Source organism: Desulfobacterales bacterium, from assembly GCA_028704555.1.
Lineage (GTDB): Bacteria > Desulfobacterota > Desulfobacteria > Desulfobacterales > JAQWFD01 > JAQWFD01.
In genome coordinates this window covers 1-18,656 of record JAQWFD010000016.1, presented here as the reverse complement: position 1 = coordinate 18,656, position 18,656 = coordinate 1, and the positions used below count along the sequence as shown (strand labels likewise).

Annotated in this window: 12 protein-coding genes and 2 pseudogenes; 8 read left to right on the top strand and 6 right to left on the bottom strand. The window is 45.5% G+C overall.

Features of this window, described 5'->3' with window-relative positions; all coding sequences use genetic code 11:
* Positions 1–76: 76 nt before the first annotated feature.
* From pglX to PHQ97_07655, 6 genes and pseudogenes are all read right to left on the bottom strand, one after another.
* On the bottom strand, positions 77–3,643 hold the full coding sequence (gene pglX / locus PHQ97_07680) for a BREX-1 system adenine-specific DNA-methyltransferase PglX (protein MDD4392608.1): 3,567 nt from the start codon (positions 3,641–3,643) through the stop codon (positions 77–79).
* A gap of 22 nt (positions 3,644–3,665) precedes the next feature.
* On the bottom strand, positions 3,666–7,247 hold the full coding sequence (gene brxC / locus PHQ97_07675) for a BREX system P-loop protein BrxC (protein ID MDD4392607.1): 3,582 nt from the start codon (positions 7,245–7,247) through the stop codon (positions 3,666–3,668).
* 131 nt (positions 7,248–7,378) lie between these two features.
* Positions 7,379–7,951 carry a DUF1788 domain-containing protein gene (locus PHQ97_07670; protein MDD4392606.1) on the bottom strand — a complete coding sequence of 191 codons (573 nt, stop codon included), beginning with the start codon at positions 7,949–7,951 and terminating at the stop codon, positions 7,379–7,381.
* Between the two features lie 17 nt (positions 7,952–7,968).
* The gene (locus PHQ97_07665) at positions 7,969–8,574 is read right to left on the bottom strand and encodes a DUF1819 family protein (GenBank protein MDD4392605.1); all 606 of its coding nucleotides are present in this window, start codon (positions 8,572–8,574) and stop codon (positions 7,969–7,971) included.
* A gap of 203 nt (positions 8,575–8,777) precedes the next feature.
* Positions 8,778–9,296: a single-stranded DNA-binding protein gene (locus tag PHQ97_07660; GenBank protein ID MDD4392604.1), complete on the bottom strand. Its 519-nt coding sequence runs from the start codon at positions 9,294–9,296 to the stop codon at positions 8,778–8,780.
* A gap of 149 nt (positions 9,297–9,445) precedes the next feature.
* Positions 9,446–9,717: pseudogene (locus PHQ97_07655) on the bottom strand (hypothetical protein).
* 548 nt (positions 9,718–10,265) lie between these two features.
* Between PHQ97_07655 and PHQ97_07650 the strand changes: the two are divergent.
* The 8 genes and pseudogenes from PHQ97_07650 (at position 10,266) to PHQ97_07615 (ending at position 18,585) form a co-directional block, all read left to right on the top strand.
* Positions 10,266–10,560, top strand: a pseudogene (locus PHQ97_07650) (transposase).
* 396 nt (positions 10,561–10,956) lie between these two features.
* A complete protein-coding gene (gene lhgO, locus PHQ97_07645; GenBank protein ID MDD4392603.1) occupies positions 10,957–12,162 on the top strand; it encodes an L-2-hydroxyglutarate oxidase in 1,206 nt (401 codons plus the stop codon).
* Between the two features lie 622 nt (positions 12,163–12,784).
* On the top strand, positions 12,785–13,798 hold the full coding sequence (locus PHQ97_07640; GenBank protein ID MDD4392602.1) for an ABC transporter substrate-binding protein: 1,014 nt from the start codon (positions 12,785–12,787) through the stop codon (positions 13,796–13,798).
* Positions 13,799–14,102: 304 nt separating this feature from the next.
* Positions 14,103–14,966 (top strand): proline/glycine betaine ABC transporter permease, encoded by an 864-nt coding sequence (locus PHQ97_07635; GenBank protein MDD4392601.1) that lies wholly within the window; start codon positions 14,103–14,105, stop codon positions 14,964–14,966.
* A gap of 378 nt (positions 14,967–15,344) precedes the next feature.
* Positions 15,345–17,009 carry a hydroxylamine reductase gene (hcp, locus tag PHQ97_07630; GenBank protein ID MDD4392600.1) on the top strand — a complete coding sequence of 555 codons (1,665 nt, stop codon included), beginning with the start codon at positions 15,345–15,347 and terminating at the stop codon, positions 17,007–17,009.
* A gap of 159 nt (positions 17,010–17,168) precedes the next feature.
* The gene (locus PHQ97_07625; protein MDD4392599.1) at positions 17,169–17,486 is read left to right on the top strand and encodes a cupin domain-containing protein; all 318 of its coding nucleotides are present in this window, start codon (positions 17,169–17,171) and stop codon (positions 17,484–17,486) included.
* 144 nt (positions 17,487–17,630) lie between these two features.
* The gene (gene mscL / locus PHQ97_07620; protein ID MDD4392598.1) at positions 17,631–18,080 is read left to right on the top strand and encodes a large-conductance mechanosensitive channel protein MscL; all 450 of its coding nucleotides are present in this window, start codon (positions 17,631–17,633) and stop codon (positions 18,078–18,080) included.
* A 121-nt stretch (positions 18,081–18,201) separates the two neighbouring features.
* Complete coding sequence (locus PHQ97_07615) at positions 18,202–18,585, top strand: MBL fold metallo-hydrolase (protein MDD4392597.1); 384 nt, start codon at positions 18,202–18,204, stop codon at positions 18,583–18,585.
* The last annotated feature ends 71 nt before the right edge of the window (positions 18,586–18,656 follow it).

Here is an 18,656-nt window from a genome sequence, read left to right as displayed (position 1 = left end):
ATCGCCTCCCTGAACCTTTTTGCTTTTGCAGCTTCAACACAGCCGACAACTGCTCTGCTGGCTTTACGTTCAATGATCATTTTTCCCCGGTGATTGCTTTTTTCTCTGCAAGAAGGTTCCCAAATTTTCCATAATTCACCTTTACCCCGTCATCCAGATCAAGGGAAATTTTCATGTCTGCAAAATGCCGCAGCTCATCATCAAAGGCTTTCAGTTCCATCTGCTTTTTCTTTAATAAATCGATTTCCTTTTGGATCTTTTTCTGGGCAGAGGCCGTTGTGGACGAATCCCTTTCATGGTCAAGATATTCAATCCGGGCGCTGATATTACCCTGGAGCGGGGTTACATAATTGGACCGAATTCTTGACAGGGTTGAATCATTATACCGATGCAGATAGACAAGGCATTCAAACGCCTTTTGCCTGCCGCTTGAAAACAGCCAGTAGATGGGTCGTTTCTTGTATGTTTTCATGTGGTCTTTAAAGAATGTGGTGCTCAGGTATCGCCTGATGGTATCCGCCGGTGATTCGCTGCCCTTGGGGTTCAGAGTGTCTGCAATAAATTTCAGGTTTTCATCAAGGGTTTCTGGGGGCCAGGCTGTTTTAATAAAGTCAACAAATCGCCGGGCTGCATCATCCTCGAACCACTCCATATCCATGATCGGGATAATGCCGTCATCATCGGCAGGAAAGGTTTTATATTTTGATGGATCAAACCCTTTGTTGCCGCTGTGGGCATAAATCAAGCCGGGTTCATCCAGGCTGTATCTTCCCATCATGCAGCCGATGGCGTAGGAGATCAGCTCTTTCATGGTGTCGGTGAGAAGGAGGGTTTCGTATTCTTCTTCTGTTTTTCCTTTTCCATAGCGGTAATGGGGGTTGCAGGTCAGGGTGATTTCGTTAAGCGGAACGTCTGGGGTGAGTTCATCCTTAAGGCCATAGGCTTCGATGAAGATGCGGTTGTTTTCTTCTTCGAGTTGTAGCATTTCGGATATTTGTTCTTGCCAATGAATACAAAGTTTAGTGTAAATATGTTTCAATCCTGCCAGATGGATTTCTGCATGAAAAAAAGGATGGCTATTATAACTCCATGAGGTTTCGTTAGAATTCCAATCGGTTTTCGAAATTTCAATCATTTGATTGATAGGATCATACATATCGCCTGGAATCTTTTTTACTATAGGCAAGGAGGCGATATTGCCTATCTGATAATGCAATGTTGGATTTAATAATTTTAATAAAAAATTGGAAATTTTTGAATTCAGAAAAGCTAAACTTGTTTTTATATTTAATTCATTCCCAAATGCACAGGGACCTGAATTATCGTGAATAGCACCTTCCCCTGAAAATCTTGCACTAAATTGAGATGATGTTACATCTGACCAAGTTAAACAGTTCTCACGAAAATATTTTTCATTTCGTATTGTACTTCCTTTGAATTCTCGGATATCTGCACCATCATTGTGCCAATTAACAACATAATTGTTATTTCCAAACCATTTTCTGAAGGGACCACCTTTATTGAACCGATACCAATATTTTGATACATCAATTTCGTCTTTTATGAAGGGGAAATTGATGCTAACGATAGAAGGTTCGAACCAAAATCTTAAAAACAAATCATTTTTACCTGTATCAATTCCTTTTTTAGGCGGTGTAAAATCTATTAAAGACATATTTTCTGAAAAGCTTTGAATTGTTTTTTCGCTCACCCAATACGCAATCGGACTGCCAGGGATTTTCATAAAATCTGCAGCAGAAGCATTAAAGAACCAACCACAGGCTGGATTTTGAATCGCTTCCAGTGCTTTTGGCCCCTGATTATTTGCTCCCCGAAAATCTGATAACCGTACATAACCACCTTTGTAATTAAGCATATGAGCGTTTTCAATCGTAAAGGTGCAGATAGGAACAGTTGCCCCCTCAAAGCCTGAGTATTCAAGCTGAACAAGAGATGTGAAAGTTTTCTGATTAATCAAGAATTTACGCAGTTTTTCATAAGAGGAGATAAACATCCAAACGAAAGGTGACATAAAACCAAGTTGACCTTTTGGCAGTGTGAATTTTGTATTCCGGACAATAAAGGCAGAAAACAGATCAGTTCTTACATCTGTATAGTTAATCTTGAGGAAGTCATTTATTTTTGGATTCATCCCCTTCCCACCCATATAAGGCGGATTGGCAACCACACAATCATATTTTTTTGCCAGAAATTTTGCCTGGTTTACAACCGGTCTCAAGCTTTGCAGCTCTTCTCTGGCAATAAAACCAAAAAGATCATCGCCATTGATTTGATCGGACTCTATAATGGATTGGATATCATCTAATTGGCCAGCCAGTTCCTCCGGGATCGTTATCAACGAACCAAAGGTTTTTCCATGTTCAAACAGATCAACCAGCGCCTGAATTGATTTTGCGGCAGAATTTTCCCCCGCCCTTTTTGAGACCGCATCTAAGAGCTTGCCCTTATCCATTCCTTTGGTTTCAACAATGGATATAATATTCAACTTCAGGTCATCCCGGCTAAACAGACGTCGGTCATCGTTTCTTGCCCTCATTAAAACGGCAAAGCCGGCAAGCTGGGCCGCCCGATCGTCAATATCAAGGCCATAAAGATTTTTTCCAAGGATCAGGCCGGGAATATCCCGGGTTCTGTAGCCCCTTTCAAGATAGATCTCTTTTAAGATATCATAGGCTTCCACCAGGATGTGGCCGGAACCACAGGCAGGATCTAAAAAGGTTAACGCTTCAGGATTTAACTCCCTCGGAGTTGTGGCATCAATCTCTTTCTGGACTTCAGGCACCTGTTCTGCCGGTTCAATATAATACGCCATCTTCTCTTTTAAGGAAGATTCCGGGTAGGTTGCCATCCACATCCGCCCCAGGGTGTTCTGGACCATGTATTTCACAATCCAGTTGGGGGTGAAGAGCTGGGTGGCAGCGGGGATATCTTCGCTTTTAACCACCTTCCCGATGACCTCATCTTTCTTCTCAGCGATATAAAACTGATAAATCCAGCCGATGATTTCAACATCATCCCAAAGGGCTTCATCAATTTCAGTGACCATCTTTCTGACAGGAGAATTTGAGTGCAAAAGATTGTCCGGCAACAGCAGTTCAGCCTCATTGTCAATTTTTTCAAATAAAAAAGGCATGGCCTTGTGAAGGGCGTTGCACTGGGCAATGATCAGCATCCGGTAAAGTTCGTTGTCTTGATCTCCGGCAAGCCTGAGTTCAACCACCCGTTCCCTGTCAAGGCCCGGCAGGTCAACATCGGTTGCATGTTCCAGTATTTCAGGGATGTCAGAACCATTGGGGTTGCTTAAAACCCTGAATCCATGATCCAGAAAGCCGTGAAGCTCCATATAACGGATGGCCACAAACCGGTTAAACCAGGTATAGGCACTCGACCGAACGAACATTTCAAACCCCGATTGTTTTAACCGGCTGACAAGTTTCTCCCTGAGTTTACCTGCTTTTTTAGAAAAGGCCCGGGCGCCAATGATGGCCACATCGCCCTTGAATTCAAGGGGATCAATATCATCATCTCCGTGGATACCAAACCGTGCAGCTCTTTCCATCACCGCTTTTATAAAATCGGTTCTTGCTTTGGGTGCATATGCTTTAATTTGTGCTGTGTTCATAGATTGCCTTTGATCGTCCCGATTAGAGAACCCGAATCCGGAGATTGTCTTTGATGGCGTTGAGCAACTCGACTTTCACCTTTTCAATAAAAACAGCCACATCTTCTTCAGTATCAAGATATGCCTTGTGTTTGAAATTGGCAGGTTTTACGGTTACTGTCTTTTTTACCGGTGGTATCGGCTTGGTGTTGTTTTTATCCGGCACCATTACAGGGGTAAATTTTTCTTCAATGGCTTCTAAAGCCTCTTCAAACGCGTCCTGGGATTCATTCACACGGTAAGAAATATTGGGGATGCTGTATTCAGTTTCTATCTTTTTTTTAAAATTCTGAAGGGGAAAAAGGATTTTATTTTTAAAATCATTGTCTGCATCTTTTTCGCTTAATATTTCAGATACCTGCTTGACCTTGTTATCAATTTCATTGATGGCAGATTTTTGCCGTTCATCCACAAGTTTATCATTAAACTGCTCCACGGTTACAACCAGTGTGCGGACATCCTTAAGCATCTGATAGGGACGCTTTGCAGAAACAATCTCTTCCATCCGCTTCAAGGCCCTGTTCGCATCGACATCTTTTCCAATGGCAGATTTATTGGGCAGAAACCGTTTTAAGGCACGTTGCAATAGTTCCCAGGTCTGTTTCTGGTTATTATAAAAATCCTGCAGATCCAAAGCGTCTTCATGGGCTTCGAGGAGATCCTCCTTGTGCAGATTAAATTCTTTGATCATCTCAAATGCGTCATGGATATCAAGGATAGCGGCTGCAATTTTCAAGCATCCGTCAATCTCTTGTTTACCGGGATAAGTTCCTGTATCAGCCAGGGTCTTGTATTTATCCAGAGGAGCCGTCCATTTTTTCAGACCGGTTTTAATATATTGACCGATCTTTTCCTGGCCGTCCGGGGCAAGGGAACCAAATATCTCCTTGCCAAGATCTTTCGCCGTTTGAAGATCCCGGGTGGCCATCGTGTTTTTTTTGAAAATCTCGACAGTCTTCCATTGATTCGTTTTTGACAACAGAGAGATGGCCTCTTTGGGCTGAATCCTGACTTTGTCCTCGAACAGGCTGATGTTTCCGGCCATGAAGAGCTTTGCCACGAGGATCACAATCTGAAACGGAGGCCAGCCAAACGGCCGTTTTGAAAATTGTTTTACCAGTTCATCCAGAACAATCGTTTTATTGCTTGCGGTTTTCAGTTCAATAAAGGTTCTGATTTCTTTGATATCCTGGGTCTCTTCCCCGGCAAATTCAAAAGCCAGCTGTTCCTGGCCAATGTCATCGGACAGCAGGATCTGCCTGATCTCTTTTATGGGATCATCATGGACATGGGCCAGATAATCAAATTTACTGAATGTATTCAGAATCAGGTAGTCAAAGGCTTGATCAAGGGCTTTTGAGGTTGTGCCGGCATCTGTTTCAAGGGCTTTGCCCAGGGTGTAGAAGTCAGCATTGAGAATTAAATCATCCACCTTTGTGATGAGTCTTTCTCTTCTGCCCCGGTTATCATCTGCCCGGTCCCTTAATATCTGTTTCAAACGGGTTGATGCGGCTGCATCACTTTTATCCTTGATGTATTTGTCCGTCTGAATGTAGGTGCGTATTTCAGAAAAAAGATTTTGATCATTACCCAGTTTTATGAGAACCGTTCCTTCGTCATCCAGGCTGTGCAGGATACATTTACCGGCATTGTACACAGAATACTCATCATGCATGGGGCTTATGATCTCAAGGGCCAGCTCATCTTCCAGTTTCTTTCCCCAGGGTTTTTCATCACAGATCCGGTTAAAGGCATAGTCCCTTTTAAAGGGAATGTATTTGTGCCTGGATTTGTTTTTCAGGATATCTTCAAAAACAATATCCCCCAGAAGGTCGGTTTCTGCATGGGAAGAGATCTCAACGCTTTTTATTTCCCTGGAGACTTCACGTTCTTCATTGGTAAGGAAAAAATACAGGTCACCGTTGCGGCTGATAAGATTTTCTTTTTCAAGACGCACGAGCGATTCATCAATTTGCTGCTTCAGGATAATCCTGTCTGCATCCACCTGGTCAATACAAAGGGTTGCAAGGTTATCCAGATTGGGTTTGATGATGTCCACATAGCGAATTAAAAAAAGCGTCTGAAGAATATGAATGTCAAAGGGTGCATGTAATCCTTTATTCTCTTTGGCCTGTTCGATGCTCCTTTTAATAGAGGTGTCCAGAAAACTTTCGATACAGGGGAAAAATTCGTACAGGGGAACCAGTGCGCTGATCTCTTTGGAAGAGATATTCATGGCAGCCGATTGAAAGGCATCCAGCATCGACCTTTCTCCCCGGCTGAGATGGAGACCTGTGGCCCCTGCTTTTCTGATGGACTCAAATATCTTTTGAACCAGCTGAAAATGGTAGGGGGTGAAGGGATAATTATTTACAAACTCCTGCTCAGTAGAGAAGTTTTTCAACGTGGTGGTATCATGGGTGAAGCTGAGCTGATTCTTAAGGATATCCCCTTTTTGGGAAAAAAGATTTTTAAGCGCTTGTTTTGCGTCATCCTGCTTTTCAAGAAGACGTGCCTGGATGACTTCATCGGTATTGGCACTGGACAGGGAAAGCCTTGTGGTGAACCGGCCCTGGATTTTAGAAAAATCATTTGCCTTGGAGGATTTGATATCCCCTAACACCGCATCAATATCTTCCTGGGATGTGACCAGAACCCAGGCGCGACCCTGGCAAATCCTTCCCAGGTCTTCAACAATCGTCTGCAGGTTCAGCATCAGATGGGTATCACTGCCGATAAATTGCCCTATTTCATCCACCAGGAATATGATTCTGTGTTTTTTTGATTTTGTATCCAGATACTCCTTTACCCTTTTTGCAAATTGCTCGACGGTAAGATTAAAGTTATCCTCATATTTTTCAAACCAGTCCCGGGTGGCATCCGGGCTTTTATCCAGGACCCGGGACAAGGCTTCAACAATTTCATCTTGAAGAAGGGAATAGGCATCCCGTTCATTTTCCCATTCAGAGCCGTATATCTCCCTGAATTGGGTTTTAAACGCCTCATATTTGCCTTTTATGCTCAGATATCTTTCTATCTCGGCCAGGGGAAGAGAATTAGAACAAAAGCCCTGACTTTCATTGAACAGCCTCCAGAATACGGATAGAATAGTGGCCCTTCCGTCCGTTGCATCCGCCCGGCTGTCTATATTAAAGAGGATAATATCTGTATCAATGGCTGCCGTCCGCTTGATATCGGCTAAAAGCATGGGGTCTTTTATTTTGTCAGAAAAAAAATCAACCGCTTTTTTTTCAGAAGCGGTATCAGGAGAATAAGCGGCCCTGTTGCCTAAGAGATAGGAGAGAATTTTAATAAAGTGGGATTTTCCTGAACCAAAAAAACCGGATATCCAGACGGCCATCCTGCCTGCTGTTATCGGATCATCAGGATTGTCTGCTGCACCCAGGTAGGCGGACAGGAAGGTTCTTAAATGTCTGTCAAGCTCACGGGTAACAACATATTCATCAAGTTCCTGCCATATAACGGATTCATTGAGCTGATCTGCTTTTACCACCCCGTTTATGGGACGTGAGATGTTTTTTTTGAAAATATTTTGAATCCGCATTGCTGAATTTCCTTTAAAATAACGCGCTATCGCGCGGGCTACTAAAAGACCGCTATCGCTTGAGGAGCACTTCGTTTAAGGCAAAAGATAAGAAACAAAACGTTTTTTCTTATAACATCCTTATGCGTTGCTTACACCACCAATCGAAATGCCCTGTAATAATTAGCCTCTTTCAACTGGCCAAAGAGGCTGAGCCCCTGTCCGGTAAATACCCCGGGATAAAACATGACCAATGGCGTATCTTCCATTAAATGATGAAGATTATTCAGGAGATTATGACTTCTCAACATGGGATATGCACTTCCAACCCCCGATACCAGAATAAGATCCTGTTCATCCGGAAGGGCAAGATCAACAAACGCCTTTGCGATTTTTTTCGCATCCATCGGACCTTTCAGTGCTTTTAAAACGGCCGCATCCCCTTTTTTCATCTGAATATCCAAAACACGGTCAAGCAGGTTTCTGTTTTTAAGATACTGAATAATCAATTCAAACAGATTGATGTGCTTGAAATGCATGGCAGGTTTTCTTTTTGGAAGCTGTTTTAATATAAACTCAATATGCTCTCTGACTTCCAATTCAAATTCAGGGGGGTAATCAAAAATATAAAAACCGATTTCATTCCCAAGGCCGGAATTAGAGAGAAATTCATCGGATGTCAGTCGATCAAGAATTTTGTCCAGACGGGTTTTAAATGGTGCCATATGAAATCCTTATAAGGCTACGCAATTTTCATGCACTTTAATACATAGTCTTCGCTTTTTTTAACAAGATATTTTTCTATTTCCGGCGCCAGGGATACGGGAATTAATTTACAGGTCCTTGTACTTTCAATATATTTTGCCTCTGCAAGCATTCTGAACACAACCTGTTTTAACTTTGATCTTGTGGAGTCTTTCCACGTGTCAACCCGGGGGTCAATCTGAGAACAGGTATCAAGAAATTGATTCCAGTCACTGACGCTGATCTTTTTTGTAAAGGTCTGCCAGTGTTGCCGTAAAACTATATCCATAAAATCACCAACAAGACGGCTGCGTTTTATGGATGCCGCAAGCAGGGCCTGGGAAGTTATTTCGGATGAACCGTCATAAACAAGTTGCCACAAGTCTCTGTCCATGGTTGTAAGACGGCTTTTTATCAGACGTGCTTGTTTTTTTGCGGCTGCAGGACTTCTTTTCTGTAAGATATTTTCAAGAACAATTGCTTGATACCATCCATCAGAATCTACATTATCTAAAAGCAGGCGTGCAATTTTACGACTTTCTTCCATGAGCAGGGACCCTGCCACAATGTCACCGTTATAGATTTTATTTTCAAGGTTATTCATAAATGCCTTATCTCAATAAGTACAGTAAAATGGAAAAGAGCTATTACTCTTTAACATGCAGATTTATAGCATTCAAGGGGTATCAAGGGTGTGGTTCTTCATTCTTTTCATCAATTTGTTTTGCCAAATAGCCCCCAACAAAAAAAGGGTGTAAAGCCAAAGCGTTACACCCTCAAAGGTTACAAATCCAATAACAGTAACGGTTAAAATGGGATATCATCTTCCGGAGGCGTAGACCCGCCGGAACCGCCGCCCTGGGGAGCACCACCCTGCTGATAACCGGCATTCCCCTGGTAACCGTCACCCTGGGGAGCTCCGCCCCCCCGATATCCACCACCCTGGGGAGCTCCGCCGCCCTGGCTGTTCTGATAGCCGCCCTGCTGGTCGCCGCCACCGCCACCGCCGCCGCCCCCACTGATAAAGTTAAACTCCCTTACAATGATGTCGGTGGAGTAACGGATCGTCCCGTCCTTTTCATACTGGCTGTAAGTTATTTCCCCTTCAACATAGAGCTGGTTTCCCTTGTTCACATACTGGGCGATGAGCTCACCTGTCTTGCCAAAGGCAGTGCAGCGATGCCATTGGGTGACAGTCTGTCCGTCCTTCATCTTTTTTGAGGTTGCAAGGGAAAATTTACACACCGCAAGCCCGGAGGGGGTGTATGTCATTTCCGGATCTTTTCCAAGATTACCTAAAATAATCGCTTTGTTAACGCCAGCCATGATAAACTCCCGTTTATTTTGTTTTAATTAGTATCTGAACGAAAACCCCTTATGAAGTAAATTTTTAGCGTAACAAATTTACTTCATATAATGTAAAAATTTTTTTAGCCCAAAAAGAAAAAATTGAAATCTAATTTTTTTCTTGAACTTTATCCTTGGCTCTGCACAAGTTTGATGGTTTTTTGCCTAACAAATGCCCCCAATATCTGGATATTTCTGGCCAACACGGCCAATGCCACATATCACTTAAAACCATAAATACCGTGATCCGGGCAGCTGTCTGATGCTCCATGACATGATGATGAAGAATAAAGCCATACGGGTCTTCCAGGATGCAGGCCTTTAAACCCAACGCTTGAGGAACGCCCGCTTTGCCCTTGCTGATCCCTTCGGTATGTTCTTCAAAAAGGGAATTTAGTTGATTTTCGATCCCTTTTCTCATAGCATTTTTCCGTAAAGATTTTCCGGGCTTTACTCATTATGTCCGATTCTGCAAAATCGGTTATTTCGTTATTTGTTTATTTATTTCAACAAGTTATATGACGAATATAAGTAAAGCATGCAAGCCAAATCTGCATAAATTCGGAAAATCTTCATTATTTTTAAATATTACCAGGCTGAATACCGCCGGAAATACGCACGATGGGAAAACCGCCGTTTCCATAAAAAATATGTTTTATCAGCTGCAACCTGCAGCAGACAGCTTACCGGATACACTGCAGAAATAATAAACTGTCCGCAACATGCATTTTTTTAAAATTTATCCAAGATAGATACAGAAAATACAATATAATGTCAATTCCTGCCCATCAGCACAAAATTTACCGTAATTATGCCGCAGCATTCAACAATAAGGCCTGTGCGCCGAGCATCTGCACAGCAATGGGCACACCGGCATCCCCCGGATCGTGCTGGAAAAGCCGGCAATGGGCGGGACGGACCCCGTGACGTTATGGCCGCAGTTATGATCAAACCCTCTTTTTAATTCTGGATAATCTGCGTGTGCATCACAGTAAGCCCGTCAAAGAATGGGTTGAAGCGCATACAGATGAAATCGAACTTTTCTTTTTGCCGTCCTATTCACCAGAATTAAATCCGGACGAACACTTGAATTGTGACCTGAAGGCCGGGTTCATTCGGGTCCTCCGGCCAGGACGCAAGAGCCATTGGAAAAAAAACGATTTCCCATTTAAGGATGCTCCGGAAAAAGCCAAAAAGAGTGGCGAAATACTTCCACCATCCTAAAATAGCTCATGCAGCATAATTGGTTAATTTAATCGCCGGGTTAATAATAGCGGGCAGCTGTTCAGCGGGGCACGAGATATCCAACCGGCCTCCGGAGAAAAAAGTGTCAATTTCTCATACTATAAGTTTAAAACCAAATAACTGGCCGTAAAAGCCTTTCAGGCCAAGGCTTTTAGTGCTTTTTCTTGTATCACGGAAACCAATGGATGCTCAAGGTTTAAACGGAGTTTAAAAACAGCCTGGAAGTAAACGGGTTACAACGCCGTCTCAATTCTGACTTTTTACGAGACCGTCAGGACTTGTCTTTTTTTTAATAAAATTATAGCCTGATGAAATCAGGACAAAATTTAATGCTTAAGTTTTACTTATAAAGCCGGTTAAAAATCCTTACGGAACGACTCATTGAAGGGAGGATATGTTGAACACATACGATATGGTTCTGGTCGGCGGCGGTATTGTGGGGGTCTCCACGGCATGGCAGTTGAAGCAGCGGTATGCGGGTGCACGTATTCTGCTGATTGAAAAAGAGCCGGCCACGGCACACCATCAGACCGGCCACAACTCCGGGGTGATCCATGCGGGGGTGTATTACCAGCCCGGCAGCCTGAAGGCGGATTTCTGCAAACGCGGTGCAGCGCAAACCATTGAATTCTGCAAAGCGCACGGACTGCCGTTCGAGCAATGCGGAAAAATGCTGGTGGCCACCAATCCCCTTGAATATGAACGGATGGAATCGCTGGAAAAACGCTGCCTGCAAAACGGAATCGAGACCGAGCGTTTGTCTGAAAAAGCACTGAAAAGACGGGAGCCCAACATTAAAGGACTTGCCGCCGTTTTTGTGCCGGCTACCGGCATCACCGATTACCGGAAAATCACCGCGAAAATAGCCGATCTGTTGATCGCCTCCGGAGGGGAGATCAGAACCGGCTGCGAAGTCAGATCCCTTCGGGAGACACCCGACGGGGTCCAGGTTTATCTGGGGACAGAGAGTATTGAAACGAAATACCTTGTGGCCTGCGGCGGTTTAGGCGCAGACCGTCTGGCCGGGATGATGCACATCGGTATCGATTTTCAAATCATTCCCTTTCGCGGCGAGTACTACCGGCTGCCAGCCAGACACAACCGGATTGTCAATCACCTGATTTACCCCATACCCGATCCGGAACTGCCGTTTTTAGGCGTTCACCTGACGCGAATGATCGACGGTTCGGTAACCGTTGGTCCCAATGCGGTACTGGGCTGGAAGCGGGAGGGATACGGCCGCTTTAACCTGGATGTAAAAGATTGCGCGGAGATGTTTTCATTTCCGGGATTCTGGAAAGTCGTCCGGAACAACCTGAAATCCGGATGGTCCGAGTTCAGGGATTCCCTTTATAAACCCGGCTACCTGAAAAGGATCCACAAGTATTGTCCGCTCCTGACAGTTGCCGATCTTCTCCCCTACCCGGCCGGAATCCGGGCACAGGCAGTCAAAAAGGACGGCAGTCTGGTTCACGATTTTCTTTTTGCCGAAAGCGACCGCTCGTTCCATGTGTGTAATGCGCCCTCCCCGGCCGCCACATCAGCCATGCCGATCGGGGCGTACCTGTGCGACCGGATCGCGCAAAAATTCGATCTATAAAATTTCCGGACTCCGATCTCAGCCTTTCTGCCCCTGATCTCTGACCGCTGCTCCTCACCCCTTATCCGATGGACGGACGCAGCGGTCCGCCCTTACACCCACGAAGTTGTTGCCCTTTTTTCTCTGTCCGGCCTCACTGTCCTCAAGCCTCTGTCCTCTGATCTTGATGAAATTCCCATTGTACACTTTACAATATATTGAAAATGCATAAAAAGCTCTTTACTCATGAAATCCAATTTCTATTTTTTTATTATTTACTTTAACATGATTGACAACAATTTGATTTTTCATTATAATTTATTTCTTAAAAAAACCGCACGCTACGAAAATCTATTTTTTTTATTAAATTTGTCAATATATTCAGTCATTCTATAAAAAACTGTATAAATTGATTTTTTTATAACTAACTGATTTATTAATTTTTTTATAATAATATTTTTTTATTTAAAAGGCATTATTGTTTTGTGTCCAAAACAATAATATCGCATTCGACCAACGCTTTAAGTTCGGAAAGCACTCTTTGATGGATGTCATCGCTACAGATTCGCTGCTTTCGATGGAGAAGACAATTGAACAATAAAGCCTGATCGCACCGATTAATTTCACAAAAGGAGATATGGATATGCAAAAAAAACAACCGATCAAATTGAAATGGCGTTTGATTACCGGAATTTTTCTTCTCACCTTAATCGTTGGATCTGGCAGCGCATTTGCCGCTTCTGAAAAACCCATCGTATTTGGAGACGCCAGTTGGGACAGCATCCAGGTACACAACCGTATCGCAGCTTTTATTATCGAAAATGGCCTCGGATACAAAACGGATTTTATGGTAGGAGAAACCATTCCGATCGTTACGGGCGTAATCCGGGGCGATATCGATGTAGACATGGAGTCCTGGACGGAAAATATACAGGAAGTATATGACAAAGGGATCAAATCCGGAAAAATGCTGGATCTGGGGCCCAACTATCCCGACAGCTGGCAGGGCTGGCTGGTCCCGACCTACGTCATCAAGGGAGATCCCGAGCGCGGGATCAAAGCCCTGGCGCCGGATCTGAAAAGTGTCTCTGATCTGTCCAGATACTGGAAGATTTTCAAGGACCCGGAAGTTCCGGAAAAAGGACGTTTCTACAATTCCATTCCGGGCTGGGCGATAACAAAATTCAACGATCAAAAAATGAAAGCCTATGGCCTGGACAAGTATTATAATTCATTTCTTCCCGGATCGGACGCAGCGCTCAGCGGTTCCATGGCAGCGGCCTATAAACGAGGAAAGCCCTGGTTCGGATACTACTGGGCGCCTACATGGGTGCTCGGAAAATATGACATGACGCCCCTGGAAGAGCCTCCTTACAACAAGGAAGTCTGGGAAAAAACTGCCGGCTGCGCCGTTCCTTCCGTACAAGTCAACATTCTGGTCAATTCAAAACTGCCGGAACGGGCACCGGATGTCGTGGAATTCCTCAAAAAATATGAAACCACTACGGCCATGTGCAATAAGTTTTTGGCTTATATGAAAAACAATAAAGCCAAAACACAGGATGCGGCCATCTGGTTTCTGAAAAATTACGAACCGGTCTGGACACAATGGGTCTCCGCCGATGTGGCGGCAAAGGTCAAAGCCGCTCTGAAGTAAACGCAGGGCCGAAGGCTCAAGGCCCGGGCTGATCTCCGAACGGTTCCCCCTTAAACAGGGGGACAGCCGATGTTCTTAACTTCGGAAAGCGCCCCTTCAATGTTCACGGAGCCGGCCGACGGAGATCAGGCAATCAGTCAGTTTTCAGGCAATCCGTAACATCGGGTGCGAAATGAATTTTGGGGTTTGATCATAATTTCGGTCATCGTGCCGAAGTTATGATCAAACCCGAATTTTGAATGCTGGCGATCCGTTTTTCAAATTTCTTGTTGAACAAAAGCAAATAGAGGACAACAAAAATCACATGCTTGATTTTCCTGAGTATATAAATATCCCCCTTGGGGAGGCGGTAGATGTTTCAATGGACTGGATTCTCCTGGAATTCGGCACTTTTTTTGATGCACTGGGGGCTGTGATTCTGCAATTCATGCTTGGGCTGGAAAAATTTTTCCTCTGGGTTCCCTGGCCGGTTTTTATTATTTTTGTAGGGCTTTTTTCCGGATATTTGATGAAAAAATGGTACATGGGCCTGATCATGTCGGCCATGCTCTTTTTCATCGGCACCATCGGTCTCTGGAAACTGTCCATGATGACCCTGGCACTGGTCACCGGCGCCGTCATTATTTCGTTAGCGATTGGCATTCCCATTGGCATCGCAATGGCCGGAAACGATAAGTTTGAAACCGTTTTTAAGCCATTTCTCGACGGCATGCAAACCATGCCCAGTTTTGTCTATCTGATTCCGGCACTGATGCTCTTCGGGCTGGGCAAGGTACCGGCACTGTTTGCCACCATCATCTACTCCGTTCCCCCCGTAATTCGCCTGACCAATGTGGGCATCCGCGAAGTATCATCCAATGTCGTAGAAGCAGCAAATGCATTTGGTTCAAGTTACTGGCAGAGACTGTTCAAAGTTCAGCTGCCGCTGGCACGGCCGACTATCATGGTGGGGATCAATCAAACAACCATGATGGCACTGGCCATGGTGGTTGTCGCCTCAATGATCGGCGCGCGAGGCCTTGGGCTCGAAGTATTGCTGTCGATCAACCGGATTGAAATCGGCCGCGGCGTTGAAGCCGGGTTGTGCATTGTGTTTCTGGCAATTATTATCGATCGCATTACTTACGCACTGGCCGCCCCCAAAAGGCAAAGCAAAGCATCCTCCTGACAAACCGGCCATTTTCAATAGTCTCTTATAAATCCGAGTAGTTCCAACACTCAGGCGGTTTAAAAAAACGTCCAAACCGCCTGAGTGATCTTTTTACCCCAGCTTTGCCTTCACAGCAACAATCTGCTTTCGTGTGATAAAGAAAACATCCTGTCGACAACGCATGCCAAACCAATGTATAATTCATTTTACATAACCTTCATATAAATTCCCTGTACCGTTTCGATCACATCTTTTTTTAATCTGAAAGAAAAAAACATGCTTTTTCTTGACTCAAGTCAAGGAATCTTTCCCGCATTCCAGTTAACGTGTCCTCAACATCGTCACACACTTGTCAAGGCAGAAACATCAGACAATAAAAATACCAGGAGGTAAATTATGTTTTGTTTTCAATGCCAGGAAGCCGCAGGAAATAAGGGGTGTACCGTACGGGGCGTATGCGGAAAGCCGGAAAAAACCGCCAATCTGCAGGATGTATTGATTTATGCCCTCAAGGGAATTGCCGTGATTGCGGAAAAAGCCGCGGAAGTGGGAATCCATGATAAAGAAACCGGCCTGTTTGTTGCCCGGGCACTTTTTTCAACCATTACCAACGGAAACTGGGACAATGACCGCTTTGTCGGTATGATCAAAGACGCCCTGCAGCGCCGGGAGGCCCTTAAAACTCAATTTGAAGCCGCTTACCTGAAAAAGTTCGGAAAGGCTTTTAACGCGCCCCTGCACGCTTCGGCAACCTGGTTTGCAACCGATGCCGACGAATTTCATGCAAAGGCCCAATCGGTGGGCATTCTGTCTACGGAAAACGAAGATGTCCGGTCGCTGAGGGAACTTCTGATCATCGGGCTGAAGGGTATCGCTGCCTATGCGGATCATGCTGCCATACTGGGACTGGAAAGCGACGATATCTACGATTTTATCATGGAGGCCCTTGCCTCCACCTGCAAAGATCTTTCCGTGGATGATATGGTCGGCCGGGTCATGAAGGCCGGAGAAGTCGCCGTCAATACCATGGCTCTGCTTGACAAGGCCAATACATCGGCCTACGGCAACCCTGAAATCACAGAGGTCAATATCGGGGTACGAACCCACCCGGGAATCCTGATCAGCGGCCACGATCTCAAGGACATGGAAGAGCTGCTCAAACAGACCGAGGGAACCGGGGTGGATGTATATACCCACGGAGAGATGCTGCCGGCCCATTATTACCCGGCGTTTAAAAAATATGACAATTTTGTCGGTAACTATGGCGGTTCCTGGTGGCACCAGAACAACGAATTTGAGTCCTTTAACGGTCCGATCCTGATGACCACCAACTGCATCATCCCTATCAAAAAAGAAAACACCTATAAGGACCGGATTTTTACCACCGGAACCTCTGGCTATCCGGGCGTAGGACATATCCCGGACAGGGCCGAAGGCGGGGCCAAGGATTTTTCAGAAATCATCGCGCTGGCCAGAACATGCGCGCCGCCCACGGAAATCGAAACCGGCAGCATCATCGGCGGGTTTGCCCACAACCAGGTCCTGGCCCTGGCCGACAAGGTCGTAGAGGCCGTCAAAACCGGCGCGATCAAACGGTTTATCGTCATGGCCGGATGCGACGGGCGCCAGAAATCCAGAGGCTATTTTACCGAGGTCGCTGAAAAGCTGCCGGAAGATACCGTGATCCTGACGGCCGGATGCGCAAAATACCGCTACAACAAATTGAACCTTGGCGACATCAACGGAATTCCGCGGGTCCTGGACGCCGGACAGTGCAACGACAGCTATTCACTTGCGGTCATCGCACTGAAGCTGAAAGAAGTCTTCGGGCTGGAGGACATCAATGACCTGCCGATTTCCTACGACATCGCCTGGTATGAGCAGAAGGCAGTGGCCGTCCTGCTGGCGCTTCTGTCCCTCGGCGTCAAAGGCATCCGTCTGGGGCCAACCCTGCCGGCATTCCTGTCTCCGGCGGTAGCTGGCGTCCTGGTGGACAAATTTGACATCAAACCCATCGGAGAAGTCGAGACCGATATCGAAGCAATGATGGCTGGGAAATAGTCTTGATTTACCGCCCGTTCGCTGCGCTCACTTGAGACGCTGAGAACACAGAGAAAAAACATTGATCTCTGCGCGCTCTGCGCCTCAAGCGAAGCGGGCGATGTGAATATTTTTCCCCGCCATATGGAAATAAACACCTATCCTGAAAGGAGAGCCCAAATGTCTGATGATTTAAAACCTTCTTCATTGGCAGACAAAGTCAGCTACCAAGAAAACGCGGTGGTCAGCAAAACCATTATCGAAAAAAAGACCGGGACGGTTACCCTCTTTGCCTTTGACCAGGGTCAGGGGTTAAGTGAGCATACGGCGCCTTTTGACGCGCTGGCCTATGTGCTCGACGGCGAAGTGGAAATAAAAATATCCGGCACACCGTTCCACGTGAAACAGGGCGAGATGCTCATCATGCCCGCCAACAAACCGCACGCGTTAACGGCCGTTAAACGATTCAAGATGCTCCTGACCATGATCCGATCGTAATACACCCGAAAAATGAACGCCCCCGCAGCCCCCTGCCCGGGGCGATGTCACATACCGGCTTTTTCAGTCAAACGGAAATCAGCACGAATTGAGGATTTCAGCGGCATCCAGCCCTTAACCCCTTTTCCGCACAGGAGAACCCCCATGGAAATGCTCAAAGAATTCAAAAAATTCGCAATGCGAGGCAATGTTATGGACATGGCCGTTGGAATCATCATCGGCGGTGCATTCGGCAAGATTGTCAGCTCACTGGTCAATGACATCATCATGCCACCCATCGGCCTGCTTCTGGGCCAGGTTGATTTTTCCACACTGGCGGTCACACTCAAGGAAAAGAGTCTGGCAGCAGATGCGGTAACCATCAGATATGGCCTGTTCATCAACACGGTTATAGATTTTCTGATCGTGGCCTTCGCGATCTTTATGGTGATCAGGCAAATGAATCGGTTCGCAAAAAAAGAGACGGCGCCGCCCGCCGAACCGACCACACGGGAATGCCCGAGATGCTATTCCATCATTCCGATTCAGGCGACACGTTGTCCGAACTGTACGTCAGAGATTCAACCCGCTCAGACAGAATTTGTACAAAAATAAATTCGCAAGTCCAAGCGCCGCAGCGCCTTATAATGTAAATTTTTTTGCGCAAGCCCTTAACCTGAACGGCTGCGGATCAGAATCAAATCACTCAGCAACCCTTTTATCAACGAGGTGAACCATGAATCCAATGACGGTAAAAAACAATGTCACATGGATCGGCAAAATTGACTGGGATTTAAAAAAATTCCATGGCGATGAATATTCGACCCACAAAGGCTCTACGTACAATTCCTACCTGATCCGTGAAGAAAAAGTGGCTTTGATTGATACGGTATGGGCGCCTTTTTCAAAAGAATTTATCAAAAATCTGGCCCATGAAATTGACCTTACCCGGATCGATTATATCATCGCCAGTCATGCGGAAAGTGATCATAGCGGCGCATTGCCCGAATTAATGCGTCACGTGCCCGAAACTCCCATATATTGCACCCGAAACGGCGTTAAGTCTTTAAACTCGATGATCCAGTTTTTCGAGCTTGACGAAAAATCCGGTTATCGTTAAGCTGCTGCTCGGTACCTGAGAGAAGGCGAGGGCTGAAAGTTCCCCCAGATTCTCGCGTTCATATGTTTGCC

What these genes read in the sequence shown, in the direction of transcription:
- mscL (MDD4392598.1), top strand. Translation starts at nt 17,631, where the DNA reads ATGGAAATGCTCAAAGAATTCAAAAAATTCGCAATGCGAGGCAATGTT.
- PHQ97_07640 (MDD4392602.1), top strand. Translation starts at nt 12,785, where the DNA reads ATGCAAAAAAAACAACCGATCAAATTGAAATGGCGTTTGATTACCGGA.
- lhgO (MDD4392603.1), top strand. Translation starts at nt 10,957, where the DNA reads ATGTTGAACACATACGATATGGTTCTGGTCGGCGGCGGTATTGTGGGG.
- hcp (MDD4392600.1), top strand. Translation starts at nt 15,345, where the DNA reads ATGTTTTGTTTTCAATGCCAGGAAGCCGCAGGAAATAAGGGGTGTACC.
- PHQ97_07665 (MDD4392605.1), bottom strand. Translation starts at nt 8,574, where the DNA reads ATGAATAACCTTGAAAATAAAATCTATAACGGTGACATTGTGGCAGGG.
- PHQ97_07615 (MDD4392597.1), top strand. Translation starts at nt 18,202, where the DNA reads ATGAATCCAATGACGGTAAAAAACAATGTCACATGGATCGGCAAAATT.
- PHQ97_07625 (MDD4392599.1), top strand. Translation starts at nt 17,169, where the DNA reads ATGTCTGATGATTTAAAACCTTCTTCATTGGCAGACAAAGTCAGCTAC.
- PHQ97_07670 (MDD4392606.1), bottom strand. Translation starts at nt 7,951, where the DNA reads ATGGCACCATTTAAAACCCGTCTGGACAAAATTCTTGATCGACTGACA.
- pglX (MDD4392608.1), bottom strand. Translation starts at nt 3,643, where the DNA reads ATGAACACAGCACAAATTAAAGCATATGCACCCAAAGCAAGAACCGAT.
- PHQ97_07635 (MDD4392601.1), top strand. Translation starts at nt 14,103, where the DNA reads ATGCTTGATTTTCCTGAGTATATAAATATCCCCCTTGGGGAGGCGGTA.
- PHQ97_07660 (MDD4392604.1), bottom strand. Translation starts at nt 9,296, where the DNA reads ATGGCTGGCGTTAACAAAGCGATTATTTTAGGTAATCTTGGAAAAGAT.
- brxC (MDD4392607.1), bottom strand. Translation starts at nt 7,247, where the DNA reads ATGCGGATTCAAAATATTTTCAAAAAAAACATCTCACGTCCCATAAAC.